The organism is Methylobacterium thuringiense (assembly GCF_022179645.1).
Taxonomy (GTDB): Bacteria; Pseudomonadota; Alphaproteobacteria; order Rhizobiales; family Beijerinckiaceae; genus Methylobacterium; species Methylobacterium thuringiense.
In genome coordinates, this window is the sequence record NZ_BPRA01000010.1 from 227,980 (window position 1) to 242,681 (window position 14,702).

At 71.2% G+C, this 14,702-nt stretch carries 15 protein-coding genes; 7 read left to right on the forward strand and 8 right to left on the reverse strand.

The features are described from left to right. Positions 1–9 precede the first annotated feature (9 nt). Positions 10–264, reverse strand: coding sequence for a hypothetical protein (locus MFF07_RS12730; protein WP_147819075.1), 255 nt, complete (start codon positions 262–264; stop codon positions 10–12). Positions 265–423: 159 nt separating this feature from the next. Between MFF07_RS12730 and MFF07_RS12735 the strand changes: the two genes are divergently transcribed. From MFF07_RS12735 to MFF07_RS12745, 3 genes are read left to right on the forward strand one after another with little or no spacing between them, the layout of a single operon-like run. Continuing rightward, on the forward strand, positions 424–1,962 hold the full coding sequence (locus MFF07_RS12735; RefSeq protein WP_147819073.1) for a phytoene desaturase family protein: 1,539 nt from the start codon (positions 424–426) through the stop codon (positions 1,960–1,962). A gap of 56 nt (positions 1,963–2,018) precedes the next feature. Then, positions 2,019–2,774 carry a lysophospholipid acyltransferase family protein gene (locus tag MFF07_RS12740; RefSeq protein ID WP_147819088.1) on the forward strand — a complete coding sequence of 252 codons (756 nt, stop codon included), beginning with the start codon at positions 2,019–2,021 and terminating at the stop codon, positions 2,772–2,774. Beyond that, complete coding sequence (locus MFF07_RS12745) at positions 2,774–3,907, forward strand: glycosyltransferase family 2 protein (RefSeq protein WP_147819071.1); 1,134 nt, start codon at positions 2,774–2,776, stop codon at positions 3,905–3,907. Before MFF07_RS12740 ends, MFF07_RS12745 begins: the two co-directional genes overlap by 1 nt. On the opposite strand, the gene cutA is transcribed toward MFF07_RS12745, so the two are convergent. Continuing rightward, a complete protein-coding gene (gene cutA / locus MFF07_RS12750) occupies positions 3,886–4,236 on the reverse strand; it encodes a divalent-cation tolerance protein CutA (RefSeq protein ID WP_147819069.1) in 351 nt (116 codons plus the stop codon). The two genes, MFF07_RS12745 and cutA, sit on opposite strands and share 22 nt — an antisense overlap. 92 nt (positions 4,237–4,328) lie before the next feature. Here cutA and MFF07_RS12755 point away from each other — a divergent pair, with 92 nt between their 5' ends. Then, positions 4,329–5,099, forward strand: coding sequence for an NAD kinase (locus MFF07_RS12755; protein WP_147819067.1), 771 nt, complete (start codon positions 4,329–4,331; stop codon positions 5,097–5,099). 1,096 nt (positions 5,100–6,195) lie between these two features. On the opposite strand, the gene MFF07_RS12760 is transcribed toward MFF07_RS12755, so the two are convergent. Both MFF07_RS12760 and MFF07_RS12765 read right to left on the reverse strand, forming a co-directional pair. Continuing rightward, positions 6,196–7,761 carry a DUF2336 domain-containing protein gene (locus MFF07_RS12760; protein WP_238232099.1) on the reverse strand — a complete coding sequence of 522 codons (1,566 nt, stop codon included), beginning with the start codon at positions 7,759–7,761 and terminating at the stop codon, positions 6,196–6,198. Then, complete coding sequence (locus MFF07_RS12765) at positions 7,758–8,930, reverse strand: lytic transglycosylase domain-containing protein (protein WP_147821771.1); 1,173 nt, start codon at positions 8,928–8,930, stop codon at positions 7,758–7,760. Before MFF07_RS12765 ends, MFF07_RS12760 begins: the two co-directional genes overlap by 4 nt. 129 nt (positions 8,931–9,059) lie before the next feature. On the opposite strand from MFF07_RS12765, the gene MFF07_RS12770 reads away from it, so the two are divergent. Beyond that, the gene (locus tag MFF07_RS12770; protein ID WP_238232101.1) at positions 9,060–9,932 is read left to right on the forward strand and encodes an aldolase/citrate lyase/malate synthase family protein; all 873 of its coding nucleotides are present in this window, start codon (positions 9,060–9,062) and stop codon (positions 9,930–9,932) included. A gap of 3 nt (positions 9,933–9,935) precedes the next feature. Here the strand turns inward: MFF07_RS12770 and MFF07_RS12775 are convergent, their stop codons facing one another. The 3 genes from MFF07_RS12775 to MFF07_RS12785 all read right to left on the reverse strand — a co-directional run bounded on the left by MFF07_RS12775 (position 9,936) and on the right by MFF07_RS12785 (position 12,390). Then, positions 9,936–10,934, reverse strand: coding sequence for a UDP-3-O-acyl-N-acetylglucosamine deacetylase (locus MFF07_RS12775; protein ID WP_238232103.1), 999 nt, complete (start codon positions 10,932–10,934; stop codon positions 9,936–9,938). A gap of 71 nt (positions 10,935–11,005) precedes the next feature. Beyond that, a complete protein-coding gene (locus MFF07_RS12780) occupies positions 11,006–11,614 on the reverse strand; it encodes a flavin reductase family protein (protein WP_147818251.1) in 609 nt (202 codons plus the stop codon). Between the two features lie 212 nt (positions 11,615–11,826). Next, the gene (locus tag MFF07_RS12785) at positions 11,827–12,390 is read right to left on the reverse strand and encodes a nitroreductase family protein (RefSeq protein WP_147818250.1); all 564 of its coding nucleotides are present in this window, start codon (positions 12,388–12,390) and stop codon (positions 11,827–11,829) included. 136 nt (positions 12,391–12,526) lie between these two features. Between MFF07_RS12785 and MFF07_RS12790 the strand changes: the two genes are divergently transcribed. Beyond that, on the forward strand, positions 12,527–13,444 hold the full coding sequence (locus MFF07_RS12790; RefSeq protein ID WP_147818249.1) for an RgsD C-terminal domain-containing protein: 918 nt from the start codon (positions 12,527–12,529) through the stop codon (positions 13,442–13,444). Next, entirely contained in the window at positions 13,441–13,845 is a 405-nt protein-coding gene (locus MFF07_RS12795) for a hypothetical protein (RefSeq protein ID WP_147818248.1), read from the forward strand. Before MFF07_RS12790 ends, MFF07_RS12795 begins: the two co-directional genes overlap by 4 nt. Before the next feature lie 3 nt (positions 13,846–13,848). Here the strand turns inward: MFF07_RS12795 and MFF07_RS12800 are convergent, their stop codons facing one another. Next, on the reverse strand, positions 13,849–14,700 hold the full coding sequence (locus MFF07_RS12800) for a DMT family transporter (RefSeq protein WP_147818254.1): 852 nt from the start codon (positions 14,698–14,700) through the stop codon (positions 13,849–13,851). Between the last annotated feature and the right edge of the window lie 2 nt (positions 14,701–14,702).

Genomic DNA, 14,702 nt, shown 5'->3' on the forward strand with positions numbered 1-14,702 from the left:
GCGGCGGGGCTACTTCGTCCCGCAGCCGATGCAGATGCCCTTCATGATCTTGTCGTCCTTGTTCATCCGCTCCGTGCGGCCCTCGCGGGTTTCGGCAGGGCCCGGTCCGGCGGCGGCGCCCGGCGGCTTGGTCTGGCCGACGGAGGTGGTGTGGGGGGCGGTCACCGTGGAGGTGGGGCCGCCGCCGGTGCCGGTCTCGGTCTGGGCGAAGGCGGGCGCGGCGGTCAGGACGAACATCGTCGCGATGATGGATCGCATCGGCATGAAAAGACTCCTCGTTTCGCGATTAACGTGCGAGCGGGGCTCGAAAGTTCCTGGTTTCTCCGATCGCGCCGCAGGGTCTCGCGTTGACCGCGTCCGGATCGGGTCTAGCTTGTCTGAAAAGGACGGCCGCAGGTCGTGCCCCGGGGAGTCGTATCGACCATGAGTAGCGGTTCCTCGGTCGCGGTGGTCGGCGGCGGGTTGGGTGGTCTGGCGGCGGCCTGCGTGGCGGCGGCGCGCGGTCACCGGGTCACGCTCTACGACAAGAACGCTTGGCTCGGCGGCAAGGCCGCGGTCCTGAACGACGGCGGTTTCCGCTTCGACATGGGGCCGACGATCCTCACCGTGCCCCGCGTCCTGGAGCGGATCTTTTCCGAGGCCGGGCGCAGCGTGCACGACGCGCTGGACCTGCGCCGGCTCGACCCGCAATGGCGCTGTTTCTTCGAGGACGGGTCGCGCATCGACTTGATCGAGAACGTCGACGCCATGGCAGCCTCAATGGACCGCTTTGCCCCCGGCGAGGGCGTCGGAGACGGCTACAGGAAGTTCCTGGCAATTTCCGAGAACCTGCACGGCGTTTCCGAAAGATTCTTCTTCTGGAAGGCGGTGCAGGACCTGTTCGACACGATCGACATCCGCGCCAACATGAACCCGTCGACCCTGCGCGACGTGCTGTCCCTGCGGATGCATTCCACCGTCGCCGGCACCATCCGCGGCAAGGTCAAGGATGCGCGGCTCGCCCAGATGCTCGACCATTTCGTCCAATATGTCGGGTCGTCCCCCTACGGCGCGCCGGCGGTGCTCTGCGCCATCGGGCACATGCAGGTCTCGGAGGGCGTCTGGTATCCGATGGGCGGCACCCGCGCGGTCGCCGAGGGACTGGCGAAGCTCGCTACCGATCTCGGCGCGACGCTGCGGCCGGCCGACGAGGTGACGGGCCTCGACATCCGCGACGGCGTGCTGCGCGGTGTCCGCACCGCGAACGGCACCACGGCCTACGACGCCGTGATCTCCAACATGGATTCCGTCCGCACCTACCGCGAGCTCGTCGGCGGCGCGGTCGGCAAGACGTATGAGAAGAAGACCTTCGAGCCGGCCTGCTCCGGCGTTGTGCTCTATCTCGGCCTGAACCGGCGCTACGAGCATCTCGGCCACCACGACTTCGTCTTCTCGCGCGATCCGGAAGAGGAGTTCGACTTCATCTACCGCAAGGGCGAGCCGGCCCCGGACCCCACCGCCTATCTCGCCGCCCCCTCCGGCACCGATCCGTCGGTGGCGCCGGACGGCGGCGAGGCGCTCTATGTCCTGGTGCACACGCCGTATCTGCGCCCGCACCACGACTGGCAAAAGATGTTTCCGGCCTATCGCCAGGTGATCCTGGACAAGCTCAAGCGCACCGGCGGCATGCCGGACCTCGAGGAGCGCATCGTGTTCGAGCGCCACCTGACGCCGCAGGACATCCACGACCGCTACCACGTGCTCAACGGCGCGATCTACGGCCTCGCCTCCCACGGCCGGATGACGGGCGCCTTCAAACCCGGCAACCGCTCGCGGGAAGTGAAGGGGCTCTATCTCGCCGGCGGCGCGGCCCATCCCGGCCCCGGCATGCCGATGGTGATGATGTCCGGCTGGATCGCCGCCGACGCCCTCGATACGGATCTGCGGGCGGGCGCGCAGCCGGATCTGCGCAGGACCGCGTGAGCCGTCTCCCCCGCCCCGTCGCCGAGCCGGTGCGCTCGGCTCGGGTCTGGCGCTTCATGACCGCGTATTTTTCGCGGTTCCTGCGCCGGCACATGAATGCCCTGCGGCTCGCCCGCTGGGGCGCGCCGCGGCGGCTCGATCACCCCGGGCCGCTGGTGGTCTATTGCAACCACCCCTCCTGGTGGGATGCGGCGACGACGATCCTGCTGGCCGACCGGCTGTTTCCGAGCCGCGCGATGTTCGCCCCCTTCGATGCCCGGATGCTCGAAAAATACGGCATCTTCCGGCGGCTCGGCGCCTTTCCGGTGGATCTCGAATCGCGGCGCGGCGCAGCGCAGTTCCTGGCCTCGGCGCGCCACGTGCTGGCCAAAGCCGAAAACATGCTCTGGCTCACCGCGCAGGGCCGGTTCTCGGACGTGCGCACACGGCCGCTCGATCTGCGCCCCGGCATCGCGCATCTGGCCGAGATCGCGCCGGACGCGCTGTTCGTGCCGCTCGCCCTCGACTACGCCTTCTGGGACGAGCGCGGGGCTGAGGCCTGCTGTGCCTTCGGCGAGCCGATCGCCGCCCGCGACCTCCTCGCCCTGACACGCCCCGAACGCCTCGCCCATCTGGAGGCGGCGCTCACCGCGACGCTCGACTATCTCTCCGCCGACGTGATGACCCGCGATCCCGCCCGCTTCTCGGCCGTGATCGAGGGCGCCCGCGGCGTCGGCGGCGTCTACGATCTCTGGCGGCGGCTCGGCGCCCTAGCCCGCGGCCGGCGCTTCGACCCCGCGCACGGCGCGAACGAGGCCGAACGGATCCCGTGATGCTGGCGCTCGCCCTCCTCTCCCTCGCCCTGGCCCTGCTGCCGGCGGTCCTTGCCGCCGTGAACCTGAGGGCGCTGGCGACGCCCGATCCGGCCCCGTCCGCGACGGGGCTCGTCTCGATCCTGATCCCGGCCCGCAACGAGGCGGCGATCATCGCGGGCACGGTGCGTGCGGCGCTGGCGAGCGAGGGCGTCGCCGTCGAGGTGCTGGTCGGCGACGACCATTCCACCGACGCCACCGCGGCGCTCGTCTCCGAGATCGCCATGGGCGACCCGCGCCTCAGGCTCGTCGCGGTGCCGGCCCTGCCCGAGGGTTGGACCGGCAAGAACAACGGCTGCGTCACCCTGGCGAAGGTCGCCGGGGGCGATCGCCTGCTCTTCATCGATGCCGACGTGACCTTGGGGCCGAACGCCGCCGCTGCCCTCTCGGCCCACGCCGCGCGGACCGGTGCGGCCCTCGTCAGCGGCGTGCCGCGTCAGGCGATGCAGACCCTCGGCGAGCGGCTGACCGTGCCGGCCATCACGTTTCTGCTTCTCGGCTTCCTGCCGGTGCCGCTGATGCGCAGGCGGCCCGACGTCTCGCTCGCCGCCGGCTGCGGGCAACTGATGATGATCGCGGCGGACGCCTACCGCCAGACCGGCGGCCACGGCGCGGTGCGGACCTCGATGCATGACGGCGTCACCCTGCCACGGGCTCTCCGGGCCGCCGGCTACCGGACCGATCTCGTCGCCGGCAGTAGCCTCGCCTCCTGCCAGATGTATCCGGGCTTCGCGCAGGCATGGGCCGGCTTTTCGAAGAACGCCCGCGAGGGCATGGCGACGCCCCGTGCCCTGCCCGTCTGGACGTTTCTGCTGTTCGGCGGCCAGATCTTGCCGTGGCTGCTGCTCGTGCTGGCACTCGCCGCCGGGCTGCCGGGCTCGGTCGCGCTGGTAGCGCTTGCCGCCGGCCTCGTCTCCCTCGGTACCCGGGCGGCGATCACGCGCGCGAGCGCCGAGCCGCTCGCGACGATTCCCCTGCACCCGCTGACGATGGCGACGGCGCTGGCGATCCAGTGGACGGCGCTGGTTCGCGAGGCCCGGGGGCGGGCGCCCGCCGCCTGGAAGGGGCGGAGCTATCCGGTCGGGCCGGGTTGAGGCGCACCCTCCCCGCCCGTCTCCGCCACGATCCAGGCCGCCGTGTCCGGGTCTGCCCCCGCCACCGGCAGGTGCAGGATGATCGGCGTCTCGTAGGGGTGTCGCGCCTTCAGCGCGGCGCCCAAGGCGTCGGCGAGGCCCTCGCGCGTCTTGAGGATCGCCACGACCTCCCGGCCACGCTCGATGGCACCCTTCCAGGCATAGACCGAGGCCATGCCGGGCAGGACGTTGACGCAGGCGCAAAGCCGCTCGCGCACCAGGTCTTCGCCGACGGCCAGCGCCGTCTCGGCATCGGCGAAGGTCGTGTAGACGAGGAGCGGGCGCTCCATGCTATGCCTCTTGGTGCAGACCCATCCCGGAGCGAGTGAGACCTCGCCCGGTCGCTGCGTCAACACGGCTCGAACGCGGATTGCTGGATTCGATGGCGGCGCGCTTCCCACGGATCGCCTTCGTCGCGAGCCCGACGCCCGATGCCCGCGAGGCGGCGGAGGCGCTGATGCGCCGCTACGACCATGTCGCGCCGGAAGAGGCCGACGTCGTGGTGGCGCTCGGCGGCGACGGCCTGATGCTGCAGGTGCTCCACCGCTTCATGGACGGCTCGAAGCCGATCTACGGCATGAACCGCGGCACCGTCGGCTTCCTCATGAACGAGTTTCGCGAGGATGGGCTGATCGAGCGGCTGGAGACGGCGCAGCGCAGCGTGATCCACCCCCTCGCCATGGTCGTCACCGACACGGAGGGGCGCACCCACGAGGCGCCGGCGATCAACGAAGTCTACATGCTGCGCCAGATGCACCAGACGGCGAAGCTGAGGATCTCGATCGACGGGCAAGTCCGGCTGCCGGAACTGATTGCCGACGGGGTGCTCGTGGCGACCCCGGCCGGTTCGACCGCCTACAATTTCTCGGTGGGCGGCCCGATCCTGCCGCTCAACGCGCAGTTGCTCGCCCTGACGCCGATCTCGTCGTTCCGGCCGCGGCGCTGGAACGGGGCCTTGCTGCCGAACTTCGCGCGCATCCACATCGAGGTGCTGGACGCCGCCCACCGGCCGGTGGCGGCGGTGGCCGACCACACCGAGTTTCGCCGGGTCCGCACCGTCGAGACCTGGCTCGACCACGCCACGGACCTCGTGCTGCTGCACGATCCCGGACACAGCCTCGACGAGCGGATCCTTCGCGAGCAGTTCGGCTGACACGAAAACGGGAGGCCGAGGGGCCTCCCGTAGAGCGCACGTGCCGCCCAACGTCGTCGCGGGGCGGCACGAATGTCATGAAGGGCGGGAAAGGCGGCGCAATCGGCCTGCCGTTCCCGAACGTTCAGTAGTCGAGGAGCAGCCCCGACGAGCCCACGGCGGCGATAACCAGCATGCTGGTGAAGGCCACGGTGACGCCGAAGGTCACGATCTTCGAAAACACCATGTTGGCTCCCGTCATGAAATCGAACGTCCCTGATATGTTGCGTTGCCCAACGAGATAGCGGGACTGCAACGCCCGCGATGCGCGCTGGCGCACATGCTAACGTGCGTTGCGGCAACGAGTTCGCTGCGACGCACCATCGCAGCCGTCATCACGCTGCACCAAACGGCCAAGCCGAATCGGGGTTGCATGCGCGTGACGCAGGTCTTTGTCTTAAACGTGCAAGCTTTTTAACCTATACATTGAAAAATTACCTACTTCATGCTTGTTTGCCGTCACTCGCCTCCCGGGACTTTCGGGGAAGCGCCGCAGGGTCGAGGGCGGTGCTTTGGGAGGCTGGGGCGATGCCCGCGTCGGTGGTCTGACCATCGCCGCCCCGGGCGGGGCATCGACGCAAGGTCTGCCCTGGTCGTGGCGGGGTCCGCCGTGGAAATGCGCCGGGCTTTGGCCGACCCGGCCTCGGCGAAACCGAGAGGCTGTCGGCGCCATCCACGACGAGGTGGCGCGCACGGAAGCAGGTGCCGGGTTAACTCTCCGGGGATGTGGGCATCCTGCTCGGCAGGAGCGCAGCGCCCGGAATTGTTGAGCGACAGGTCGACGCCACCCGAACACCATCGTGACGCAGCACCGGTCCGCGCCCTTCACGAAGGCCCGGATCGCGGGACGCCGGCGAACCGGATTCGTGTGTGATCACTGCGCGCTGCGGGTTCCGCGGCGTCCCGCGTCACCCCGTTTTTTTCGGGGTTTTGTCGATCGGGGTTTTCTTGGGCCATGCCTCCGGCGGGACACCGCGCGGGGCCGAAACCACATGCGTGGATCCGTCTCATGCGGTTTCCGGCCGAAGCGGTCGGTCCGCCCAGGGCGGCACCGGTCTCAGGCGGCGATGCGCTCGCGGTCGTCGCGGTAGCTCGCCAGGATGCTTTCGGAGATCAGGCTCTCCACCAGATCCGGGGCGTCCTGCATCTCCGGCCCGCGGGACGGGACCGTCACCAGCATGAGCGGCTGGGCCGGCTCTTCGGCGCGCTCGGCCTCGGCGCCCGAGGTCGCGCGGTCGGCCAGGAAGCGCGTCATCAGGGCGTCGGAGAGGCCGTCGAGGACGGCGGTCGCCGCCTCGGCCTGCCGGCGCTCGTGCTCGGCGCGGTAGCTCGCGATGATCGCGTCGGGCAATTCGTCGAGGACGCGGGAGAGCCGGTCCGATGCGACCGCCTCGGTGGCAAGGCTCTGCATGGGCACGGCTTCCGGCAGAAAGCCGGCGGCCTCGCGCCGTACGGCCTCGATGCGCAGGATGTCGTCCCGCTCGGCTTCGGCTGCCAGGAAACGCGCATGCGCGCGGGCCTCCTCGCGGGCGGCCTCCGCCTCGAAGCGGGCGAGGAGCGCCATCAGGCTGCGGCTCTCGGCGAAGGGCATGTCTTCGCAGGCGGTGAGCGCGCGCTCGATCATCCGGCGGGCCAGACGCGGACCCTCGATCTCGGCGCTCCCCGTCGCGGCCTCGCGCCAGGCCGACAGCGCCGCCTGGATCGCGGGCAGCAGCAGGGCCGGCAGGCCGGCGCGGCGGTGGAGGGCGGCGAAGCCCGCGCCGCGCGGCTCGAACATCAGCCCGGCGACCCGCGCCCGGCTCAGGCCCGACAGGTCGGCGAGCGCGGCTTCCGCGAACGGCATCCGCAGCGACAGGATGGCCCGCAGGATCAGCCCGGCATTGAGCTGGCCCTGTCCCCTGAGATGCGCGACCAGCCGCGCCAGCCCGCTCTCGCCGGCCTCGTCGCCGAGCGAGAGGGCGGCGCAGTCGCGCGCCTCGCGGTTGACCCGCTCGCCGCGCTCGCGGTTGAGCCAGCCGCTGGCGAGCCCGAAGGAGGAGAGCGCTTCGGCGACCCGCGCGGCGATGGCGTGGCGCACCTCGATGCCGAGGCCGGGCCGGGCGAGCAGCGCCTCGCGCAGCAGGGCGTCGTGCCCATGGCGCTCGACCATGCGCAGCAGCGCGGCGGTGCCGATCTCGGCATGGCGGTTGCGCGCGAGCACGGTGAGGGACGGCGCGCCGGCAACCTCGGCGAGCGCCGCCGCCACGGGCTTCGAGACATCGGCACGGCCGGCGACCGCCGCACGCGTGGTCTCGCAGCCGATCGCGGCGCAGTCGACGAGGTCGGCATCCATCAGCACCGGCGAGCGGGCGAGCACGAGGCAGGCGATCTCGGGCTGATCGGAGGCGAGGGCCACGATGAGCGGGCGCGGCGCCGTATCGGAGGAGGCGCAGGCCTCGGCGAGCGCCCGGCGCACCAGGGTCGAGCCGTCGTCGAGGAGGCCGAGCAGCGCGGTCTTGGCCTCCCAGGCCGCCTCGGGGGCGAGGCTGCCGTGGCAATAGGCCCGCGCCAGCGCGGCGGCGGCTTCGGCGCGGCGCTCGGCGGGAGCCGTCTGGGTCGCGAGGAGGAACTGGCGAAGCGTCATGGGCCGTTCCGGAATCCGAGGGAGGAGAACAGGTCGAGGATGCCGGAGCGCGCCTTGGGCACGGCTTCCGTCTTGAGATCGGTCTCGCCCGGCGCGGCGGTCGCAGCCGGTACGGCCGCCGCCACGGAGGCCTGCGCCGTGACGACCTTCGGCAACTGGAACGAGGCCGGTCGGCGCGGCGGCAGCGGAATCAGGATCGGCGCGGCCGTCCCGGTGGCGGCGGCGCTGGCGGAGCCGATCGCGCCGATCGAACCCGTGGTCTCGGGATCGGCCGCGGCGGAATCCTGGGCCGCATCGGAGCGCGGGAAATAGCTCGGTGCGCTGCGCGCCTCGGCGCTCGATCCGCGATTCTGCCAGAGCCGCGCCACGCCCGCCGAGACCGCGCCCTGGCGCTTGTCGGTCTGGAACAGGTTGCGCAGGCCGTCGTCGAGGGAGGCGTAGGTGGTGGCGGTCTCGGGGACGTTCGCGGTTCCGGCCATCGCCGTCTGGCCGCCGGCGGTGCTGGTGGAGAGCATCGCGTAGAGCTCGGCCGAGCCGCGCGCCCGCCCCGCCTTGTCGTAGAACAGGTTGCGGTTCGAGGCCGCCGCCTCCGGCAGGTCGCTGGCGGCGGCGCGCGCCGGGCTCGCCTGCACCGAGCCGATCAGGGTGGTGGCGCCCTTCGCACCGAGCACGTGGGCGGCGTAGAGGTCGCCGCTGGTCGGCTCCCGCCCGAGCGACGCGCCGAGCGCCTCGCGGTTACGCTGGGTCAGCGCGCCGGCCATCGCCGAGGCGACGCGCGGATCGCGGCGCAGGTCAAGGATCGCCTGTTTCGTCGCCGCGTCGGAGACGGAGTAGGTGCCGTCGGAGCGCGCGGTGATGGCGTCGGCATAGGAGGACAGGCCGAGCTTCGCCCCGGTCGTCTTCATGGTGCCGAGCCAGGTCTGCTCGATGAATTGAAACAACCCGCTCGCCGAGGAGGTCGCGGCCTTGGCGCTCGGGTCGAGCCCCGATTCGCGCTTGGCGGTGGCCAGCAGGTAGTCGAATCCGACGCCGGTGGATTCGGCGCCGCTGCGGATCGCATCGACCACCGTTCCGTTCGCCGTGCTCGCCGTCCCGGTGACCGTGCGTCCGCCGCCGGTATTCGAGCCGGTCTCGCGGGTGCCGACGGGGGCGTTGGTGAACAGGAACATGGGTGACCGGCTTGGGCGGCCTAACGCGGCGCCGCACAACGGACTTTCGTGCCTTCATGGTAAAGGAAGCTTGAAGGTTGCCGGCCGAACGGCGTCCCGTTTGGAAGACAGTTTTTGGGGGGAGGCAGCGTGCGGGCCTACCTGATCGCGCCGGGCGCCGGACTGGACGATGGGGCCGCCGAGGCGGTCGTGCTCGACGGGCGCACCGTTTCCGCGTCATTGCGAGCCGCAGGCGAAGCAATCCAGGGCAAACACGCCGACGTTGCGGATGTGGCCCCGGATTTCGTCGCTTCGCTCGCAATGACGGGTGGGGGCACCCCCCGGATTCTGCTCCGCGTCGAGGGGATCGACGCGCCCGATCTCGATACCTGTCTCGCCGGAACGGTCCGCTTCAGGCCGGACGCGATCGTGCTGCCGGTGCGCCACGGGCGCGAAATCGCCCATCTCGGGAGCCGCCTCGCCGTCCACGAGGCCGAGCACGGCCTGCCCGATGGCGGGATCGGCATCGTGGCGATCCTGTCTTCCGCCGACGCCGTGCTGGCTGCCGCGAGCTTCGCCGGGGCGAGCCCGCGGCTCTGCGGCCTCGGCTGGGATGCGGAGGCGCTGGCGCGGCAGCTCGGCGGGCCTGAGAGCTCGGCGAGCGTGACGTCCCCCCACCCACCTCATCCTGAGGTGCCGCAGCGAAGCGGAGGCCTCGAAGGAGGGCTCCAGGGACCGCGCGGCCCGCTGGAGCCCTCCTTCGAGGCTCGGCTGCGCCTCGCACCTCAGGATGAGGGGGTGGGTCGGAGCGATCCGTGGGGAGCACGCCCCGTCCTCGCTCATGCTCGCGCAGTGGCGCGGCTGGCAGCGGCGGCGGCCGGCGTCGAGGCGATCGAGGCGGCCTATCCGGATGACGATGCGACGGGCTTCGCTGCGCACCTCGCGGCAGCGCGGCGCGACGGCTTCGGCGCGATGTTCGCTCGAAATTTAGCCCAGGTCCGGCTCATCCGTGGCGCGCCGTAAGCCTCACGACTCGCAAAACACCCAGGCGTCGGGGCTTCGCATCAGCGTGGCCACGAAGGCGTAGGTGAGCTTGTGGGTCGGCCGGTGGGCGACGATGCGGCCGACGAGGGGATGGCCGGCGAGCGTCAGGTCGCCGAGAAGATCGAGGGCGTTGTGGCGCACCCGCTCGTCCGGGAAGCGCGCCCCGCCGAGCACCCACGGCCCGAGCTGGATCGCGGCGCGTCCGGGCCGGACCCCGCGGAGGATCGGTTCTCCCGGCGGATGTGCCATGCCGGCCTGGATGTCGCGCGTCAGGTCCGTCGGCAGGTCGGGCCGCGGTGCGTTCGCAGCCTGCCCCGCCGCTTCGGCGCGGGGGCCCACGGGCCGCAGAAGCGGGGCGAAGAGCCGGTTCGCCACCGGGCCGAACTGCCAGAGCCGGCTGACCTGCCCCGACGAGCGGCTGGCTGCGAGCTCGGCGGCGAACGTCTCGCGATCGGGCGTGCCCCGCCAAGCCTGGACGCCGCCGGCATAGTAGGACTCGCAGGTGACGTCGAGTTCGAGCCGGTCCGCCGGCTCGGCCCGCACGAAGCGCTGGCCGATCGCCACCTGGACCGGCCGGGTGATGCGGATCGCGCGGCGCGGCGCGGCCTGCGACGCGATGCCGGCCCGTGCGATCCCCGCGCACCAGCCCCGCGCGCTGCCGTCGAGGATCGGCAGTTCGCGGCCCTCGACGCGCACCAGGGCGTTGTCGAGGCCGAAGGCCGAAAGGCTGGCGCAGAGATGCTCGACGGTGCGCAGGCTGCCGCCGTCGGGCAGCCTGAGCGCCGTGTTCAGCCGGCTCGGTGCGCGGTTTTCGTAGGAGAGGGCGACCGCCCCGCCGCCGCCCGCGACCTCGAAGCGGATGCCGTGCCCGGGCGCTGCCGGCGCGACGGTGACGCGGGCGAGCCGGTTGGTGTGCAGGCCGCGCCCGGAGACCGAGAACGGCGCCGCCAGGGTCGTCTCGTCATGCTGCGCGACGGGCAAGCGGCGCCCTCTTGAAAAGCCGAGATCTGAGACCCCGCGAATGCTGCGGAACTTCGGTGTACTGTTTTGCCCTACCCGCCGCCCTTCGGCCGTTCCAGCTCGAACCGGTTTTCGGATTCGATGCGGAAATAGTCGAAATAGCCGCCGCGCAGGATCGGCTGCATGGCGGCGGTGTCGACCCGGCCGTCGCGGACGAAGCGGTCGTCGACATAGATCGAGACCACCTGACCGATCACCAGGAAGCTGCCCGCCTTACCCCCGCCCAGCGGGACCAGCGGCACCGTCTGAAGCCATCGGCATTCGAGCGCCGCCGGCGACGCCGCCACCCGCGGCGGCCGCACCTTTCGCGATGGCGTCGTGGCCAGCCCGGCATGGTCGAACTCGCTGACGCCGCGCTCCAGCGGCGCGGAGGTGGCGTTGACCGCGTCGCGCAGCTCGTAGGTCGCGAGGCTGCAGACGAATTCGCCGCCTTCTTCCGCGAAGGTCATCGCGTCCTTGCGGCCGGTAGAGGAGAACATCACCATGTCCGGCTCGCCCGAGACGGCGTTGAAGAACGAGTACGGAGCGAGGTTGAGCCGGCCCGCCTTGTCCATCGCGCTGATCCAGCCGATCGGCCGCGGGGCCACGATCGCCTTGAGCGGGTTGTGCGGCAGCGTCCGCGCGTCGGCGTCGTAATGCATTGTCGGGCCTTCGCAGGTTTGCGGCGATCTTGCTTGCGGCCATCTGCCGTGGCGCAGGTCATCCCCTCCCCCTTGTGGGGAGGGGTCAGGGGTGGGGGTGGTTCAGGATCGAGCGGCGGTGGTTCCGCTTGCACCACCCCCACCACCTACCTCCTCCCCACAAGGGGGAGGAGAGCGCTTTCGTCGACGGCGAGGATCGCCTGCAAACGGTCTCAGAGCCGCGTGACGAGGTCGGCGAGAACCGGGCGCGGCCGGTCGCCCGGCACTTCCTGCGGGCGGCCGATATGGATGAAGCCGGCGATTTTTTCCGAGGGTTCGAGCCCGAGCGCGTCGAGGACGCGACGGTCGTAGGCGTACCACTCCGTCAGCCAGGAGGTGGCGTAGCCGGCCGCATTCGCGGCGATGACGAGGTTGGTGCAGACGGCCCCGGCCGAGAGCACCTGCTCCCATTCCGGAATTTTGACGTGCGGTCCGGCGCTGGAGACGACGCCGACCACGACGGGCGCATGGGCGAGCCGCCTGCGCTCCAAGTCGAGCCGTGCGGCATCGGCCCCGGGAAAGTCGGCGGCATGGGTCGCGGCGATGGTCTCGCCGACCGTCAGCCGCGCCTCGCCCTCGATCACGAGGAAGCGCCAGGGGACGAGCTTGCCGTGGTCCGGCACCCGCGCGGCGATGGTGAGCAGGTCGTCGAGCTCCTCCCGCGACGGGCCGGGGCCTTCGAGGCGCAGGGGCGGCACCGAGCGGCGCACGCGAAGCATGTCGAGGGTGGCGTTCATGGGATTCCGACGCGCTGTTCCGGCGGATCGGCCACGGCCATGCCGCCGCCATCGTCCGGTGGTAACGCCGTCTTGGCGCAGGGTCGCCGGATTGGCAATTGCGGGTATCGTCGCCCGCGGACGAGGTAGTTCTGGGATGCGGGGAGCCGGGATCTGGCGGGTGGTCGCGCTGCTGTTCGCGATGGCGGGCGGCGCATGGGCGCAGACGTCCGATCCCTTCGCCAACCCGGTCGGCGACCCCCTGCCCTCTCCCGGCATCACCAGCCCGATGCTGCCGCAGCCGGCCCCCGCCGAGAGCGAGGCCGACCTGTCCCTCTCGGCGACGCTGGCCGGAAACAGCCAGCCGCTCCGCTCGGGGCTGGCCTGGCGGATCTACGAGGATCGCGGTGTGGCCGGCAAACCGGCCATCGTCGCCCGCTCCAGCGATCCGGCACCGAGCTTCAAGCTCGCACCCGGCAGCTACGTCGCCACCGTCACCTACGGCTTCGCCAGCGCCTCCAAGCGGCTGACCATGTCCGGCTCGCCCGCTACCGAAGACCTGAAAGTGAGTGCCGGCGCGCTGAAGCTCTCGGGCGCCATCGGCGACCAGAAGATCGCGCCCGGCCAGCTCGCCTTCTCGATCTTCGTGCCGATCGGCACCAATTCGGAGGGCCGCCTCGTGCGGAGCGGCGTCAAGGCCGGCGAAGTCGTGCGGCTGCCCGAGGGCACCTATCACGTGGTCTCGACCTACGGGGAATCCAACGCGATCCAGCGCGCCGACCTCAAGGTCGAGAACGCCAAGGTCACCGATGCGACCCTGAACCACCGCGCCGCCACCGTGACCCTGAAGCTCGTCGCCGCCCCCGGCTCCGAGGCCTTCGCCGGTACCGCCTTTTCCGTGCTGACGCCCGGCGGCGACACCATCCGGGAGGCCATCGGCGCCTTTCCCTCGGTGACGCTGGCGGAGGGCGACTACGTGCTGATCGCCCGCCACGAGGGGCAGGTGTTCACTCGCGAGTTCAAGGTCGAGAGCGGCATGGACCGGGACATCGAAGTGGTGGCGAAGGCGTCATGAGATTCATCGATCGCGGCGTCCCCGCTGCTCTCCTGATGCTTGCCCTGGCCGCCGTTGCGCCTGCCTCGGGACAGAGCGTGACCGACGGCTCGGAGAGCGCCGTCGGTGCCGAGAACGCCGCTGCCGTGTTCGCGCTGATCGGCAAAGGCATGAAGGACCCCGCTTCGGCCCTCTATGCGCGATTGCGGCGAGGACGGGCCGGCGCGCTCTGCGGCGAGGTCGACGCCACCAACCGCATGGGCACGCATACCGGCCCCCGCCCCTTCGTGGCGGAGCCCGCGGGCGGCTTCGGCGGCATCGTCCCGGACGCGCCCGAACTGCGCAATCCGTCGAGCATGGCGCAGTATCAGGTGATGCAGCGTACGCTCGACCTGTATCGGGCGAACTGCGCCGCCGAGTAGGGCTCAGGCGAAGCGGCGCGCCCCGGCCACGCAGGCGATGACGGCGGCAGCGGCCAGCAGCATCGCGGGCTCGATCCGCTCGCCGAGCAGCAGGGCCGCGAAGGCGAAGCCGAGGAAGGGCTGCAGCAGCTGCAGCTGGCCGATCGCCGCGATGCCGCCGCGGGCGAGCGCCCGGTACCAGAACACGAAGCCGATCAGCATGCTGAACAGCGCGACGTAGGCGAGGCCAGCGAATGCCGGCAGCGGCGCCGTAGCCGGATCGGCCGGCATCCACAGCAGCGTCAGCGGCAGGGTCACGGGCAGCGCGAGGAGGTCCGCCCAGGCGATCACTTGCCAGCCGCCGAGCCGTTTCGCGAGTTTGCCGCCCTCCGCGTAGCCGAGGCCGCAGACCAGGATCGCGGCGAGCATCAGCCCGTCTCCCAGTCCCGAGAAGCCTGCGGTGTTGTGTGCGGCGTAGGCCACGGTGACGGCGCTGCCGAGGACGGAAAAAATCCAGAAGGCCCACGACGGACGCTCGCCGGCCCGCAGCGCCCCAGACAATGCTGTGGCGAGCGGCAGCAGCCCGATGAAGACGGCCGCATGCGCCGCGCCGACATGGCGCAACGCCAGGGCCGTGAGCAGCGGGAAGCCGACAACCACGCCGAGGGCGACGATGGCGAGCGAACCAAGATCGCCCCGCGCCGGCCGCCGCTGGCGCAACAGCAACAAAGCGGCCCCCGCTGCGATGCCGGCGATGGCTGCCCGCGCGGCCGTGAGAAAGAACGCATCGAAGCCGGTCAGCGCGAGACGCGTCGCTGGGAGCGAAGCGCTGAAGATCAGGATGCCGAGACAGCCGTCGACCAGGGCTCCCGACAGCG

Coding starts and splice junctions, on each gene's coding strand:
- MFF07_RS12730 (WP_147819075.1), bottom strand. CDS start 264: ATGCCGATGCGATCCATCATCGCGACGATGTTCGTCCTGACCGCCGCG.
- MFF07_RS12735 (WP_147819073.1), top strand. CDS start 424: ATGAGTAGCGGTTCCTCGGTCGCGGTGGTCGGCGGCGGGTTGGGTGGT.
- MFF07_RS12740 (WP_147819088.1), top strand. CDS start 2,019: ATGACCGCGTATTTTTCGCGGTTCCTGCGCCGGCACATGAATGCCCTG.
- MFF07_RS12745 (WP_147819071.1), top strand. CDS start 2,774: ATGCTGGCGCTCGCCCTCCTCTCCCTCGCCCTGGCCCTGCTGCCGGCG.
- cutA (WP_147819069.1), bottom strand. CDS start 4,236: ATGGAGCGCCCGCTCCTCGTCTACACGACCTTCGCCGATGCCGAGACG.
- MFF07_RS12755 (WP_147819067.1), top strand. CDS start 4,329: ATGGCGGCGCGCTTCCCACGGATCGCCTTCGTCGCGAGCCCGACGCCC.
- MFF07_RS12760 (WP_238232099.1), bottom strand. CDS start 7,761: ATGACGCTTCGCCAGTTCCTCCTCGCGACCCAGACGGCTCCCGCCGAG.
- MFF07_RS12765 (WP_147821771.1), bottom strand. CDS start 8,930: ATGTTCCTGTTCACCAACGCCCCCGTCGGCACCCGCGAGACCGGCTCG.
- MFF07_RS12780 (WP_147818251.1), bottom strand. CDS start 11,614: ATGCATTACGACGCCGACGCGCGGACGCTGCCGCACAACCCGCTCAAG.
- MFF07_RS12785 (WP_147818250.1), bottom strand. CDS start 12,390: ATGAACGCCACCCTCGACATGCTTCGCGTGCGCCGCTCGGTGCCGCCC.
- MFF07_RS12790 (WP_147818249.1), top strand. CDS start 12,527: ATGCGGGGAGCCGGGATCTGGCGGGTGGTCGCGCTGCTGTTCGCGATG.
- MFF07_RS12795 (WP_147818248.1), top strand. CDS start 13,441: ATGAGATTCATCGATCGCGGCGTCCCCGCTGCTCTCCTGATGCTTGCC.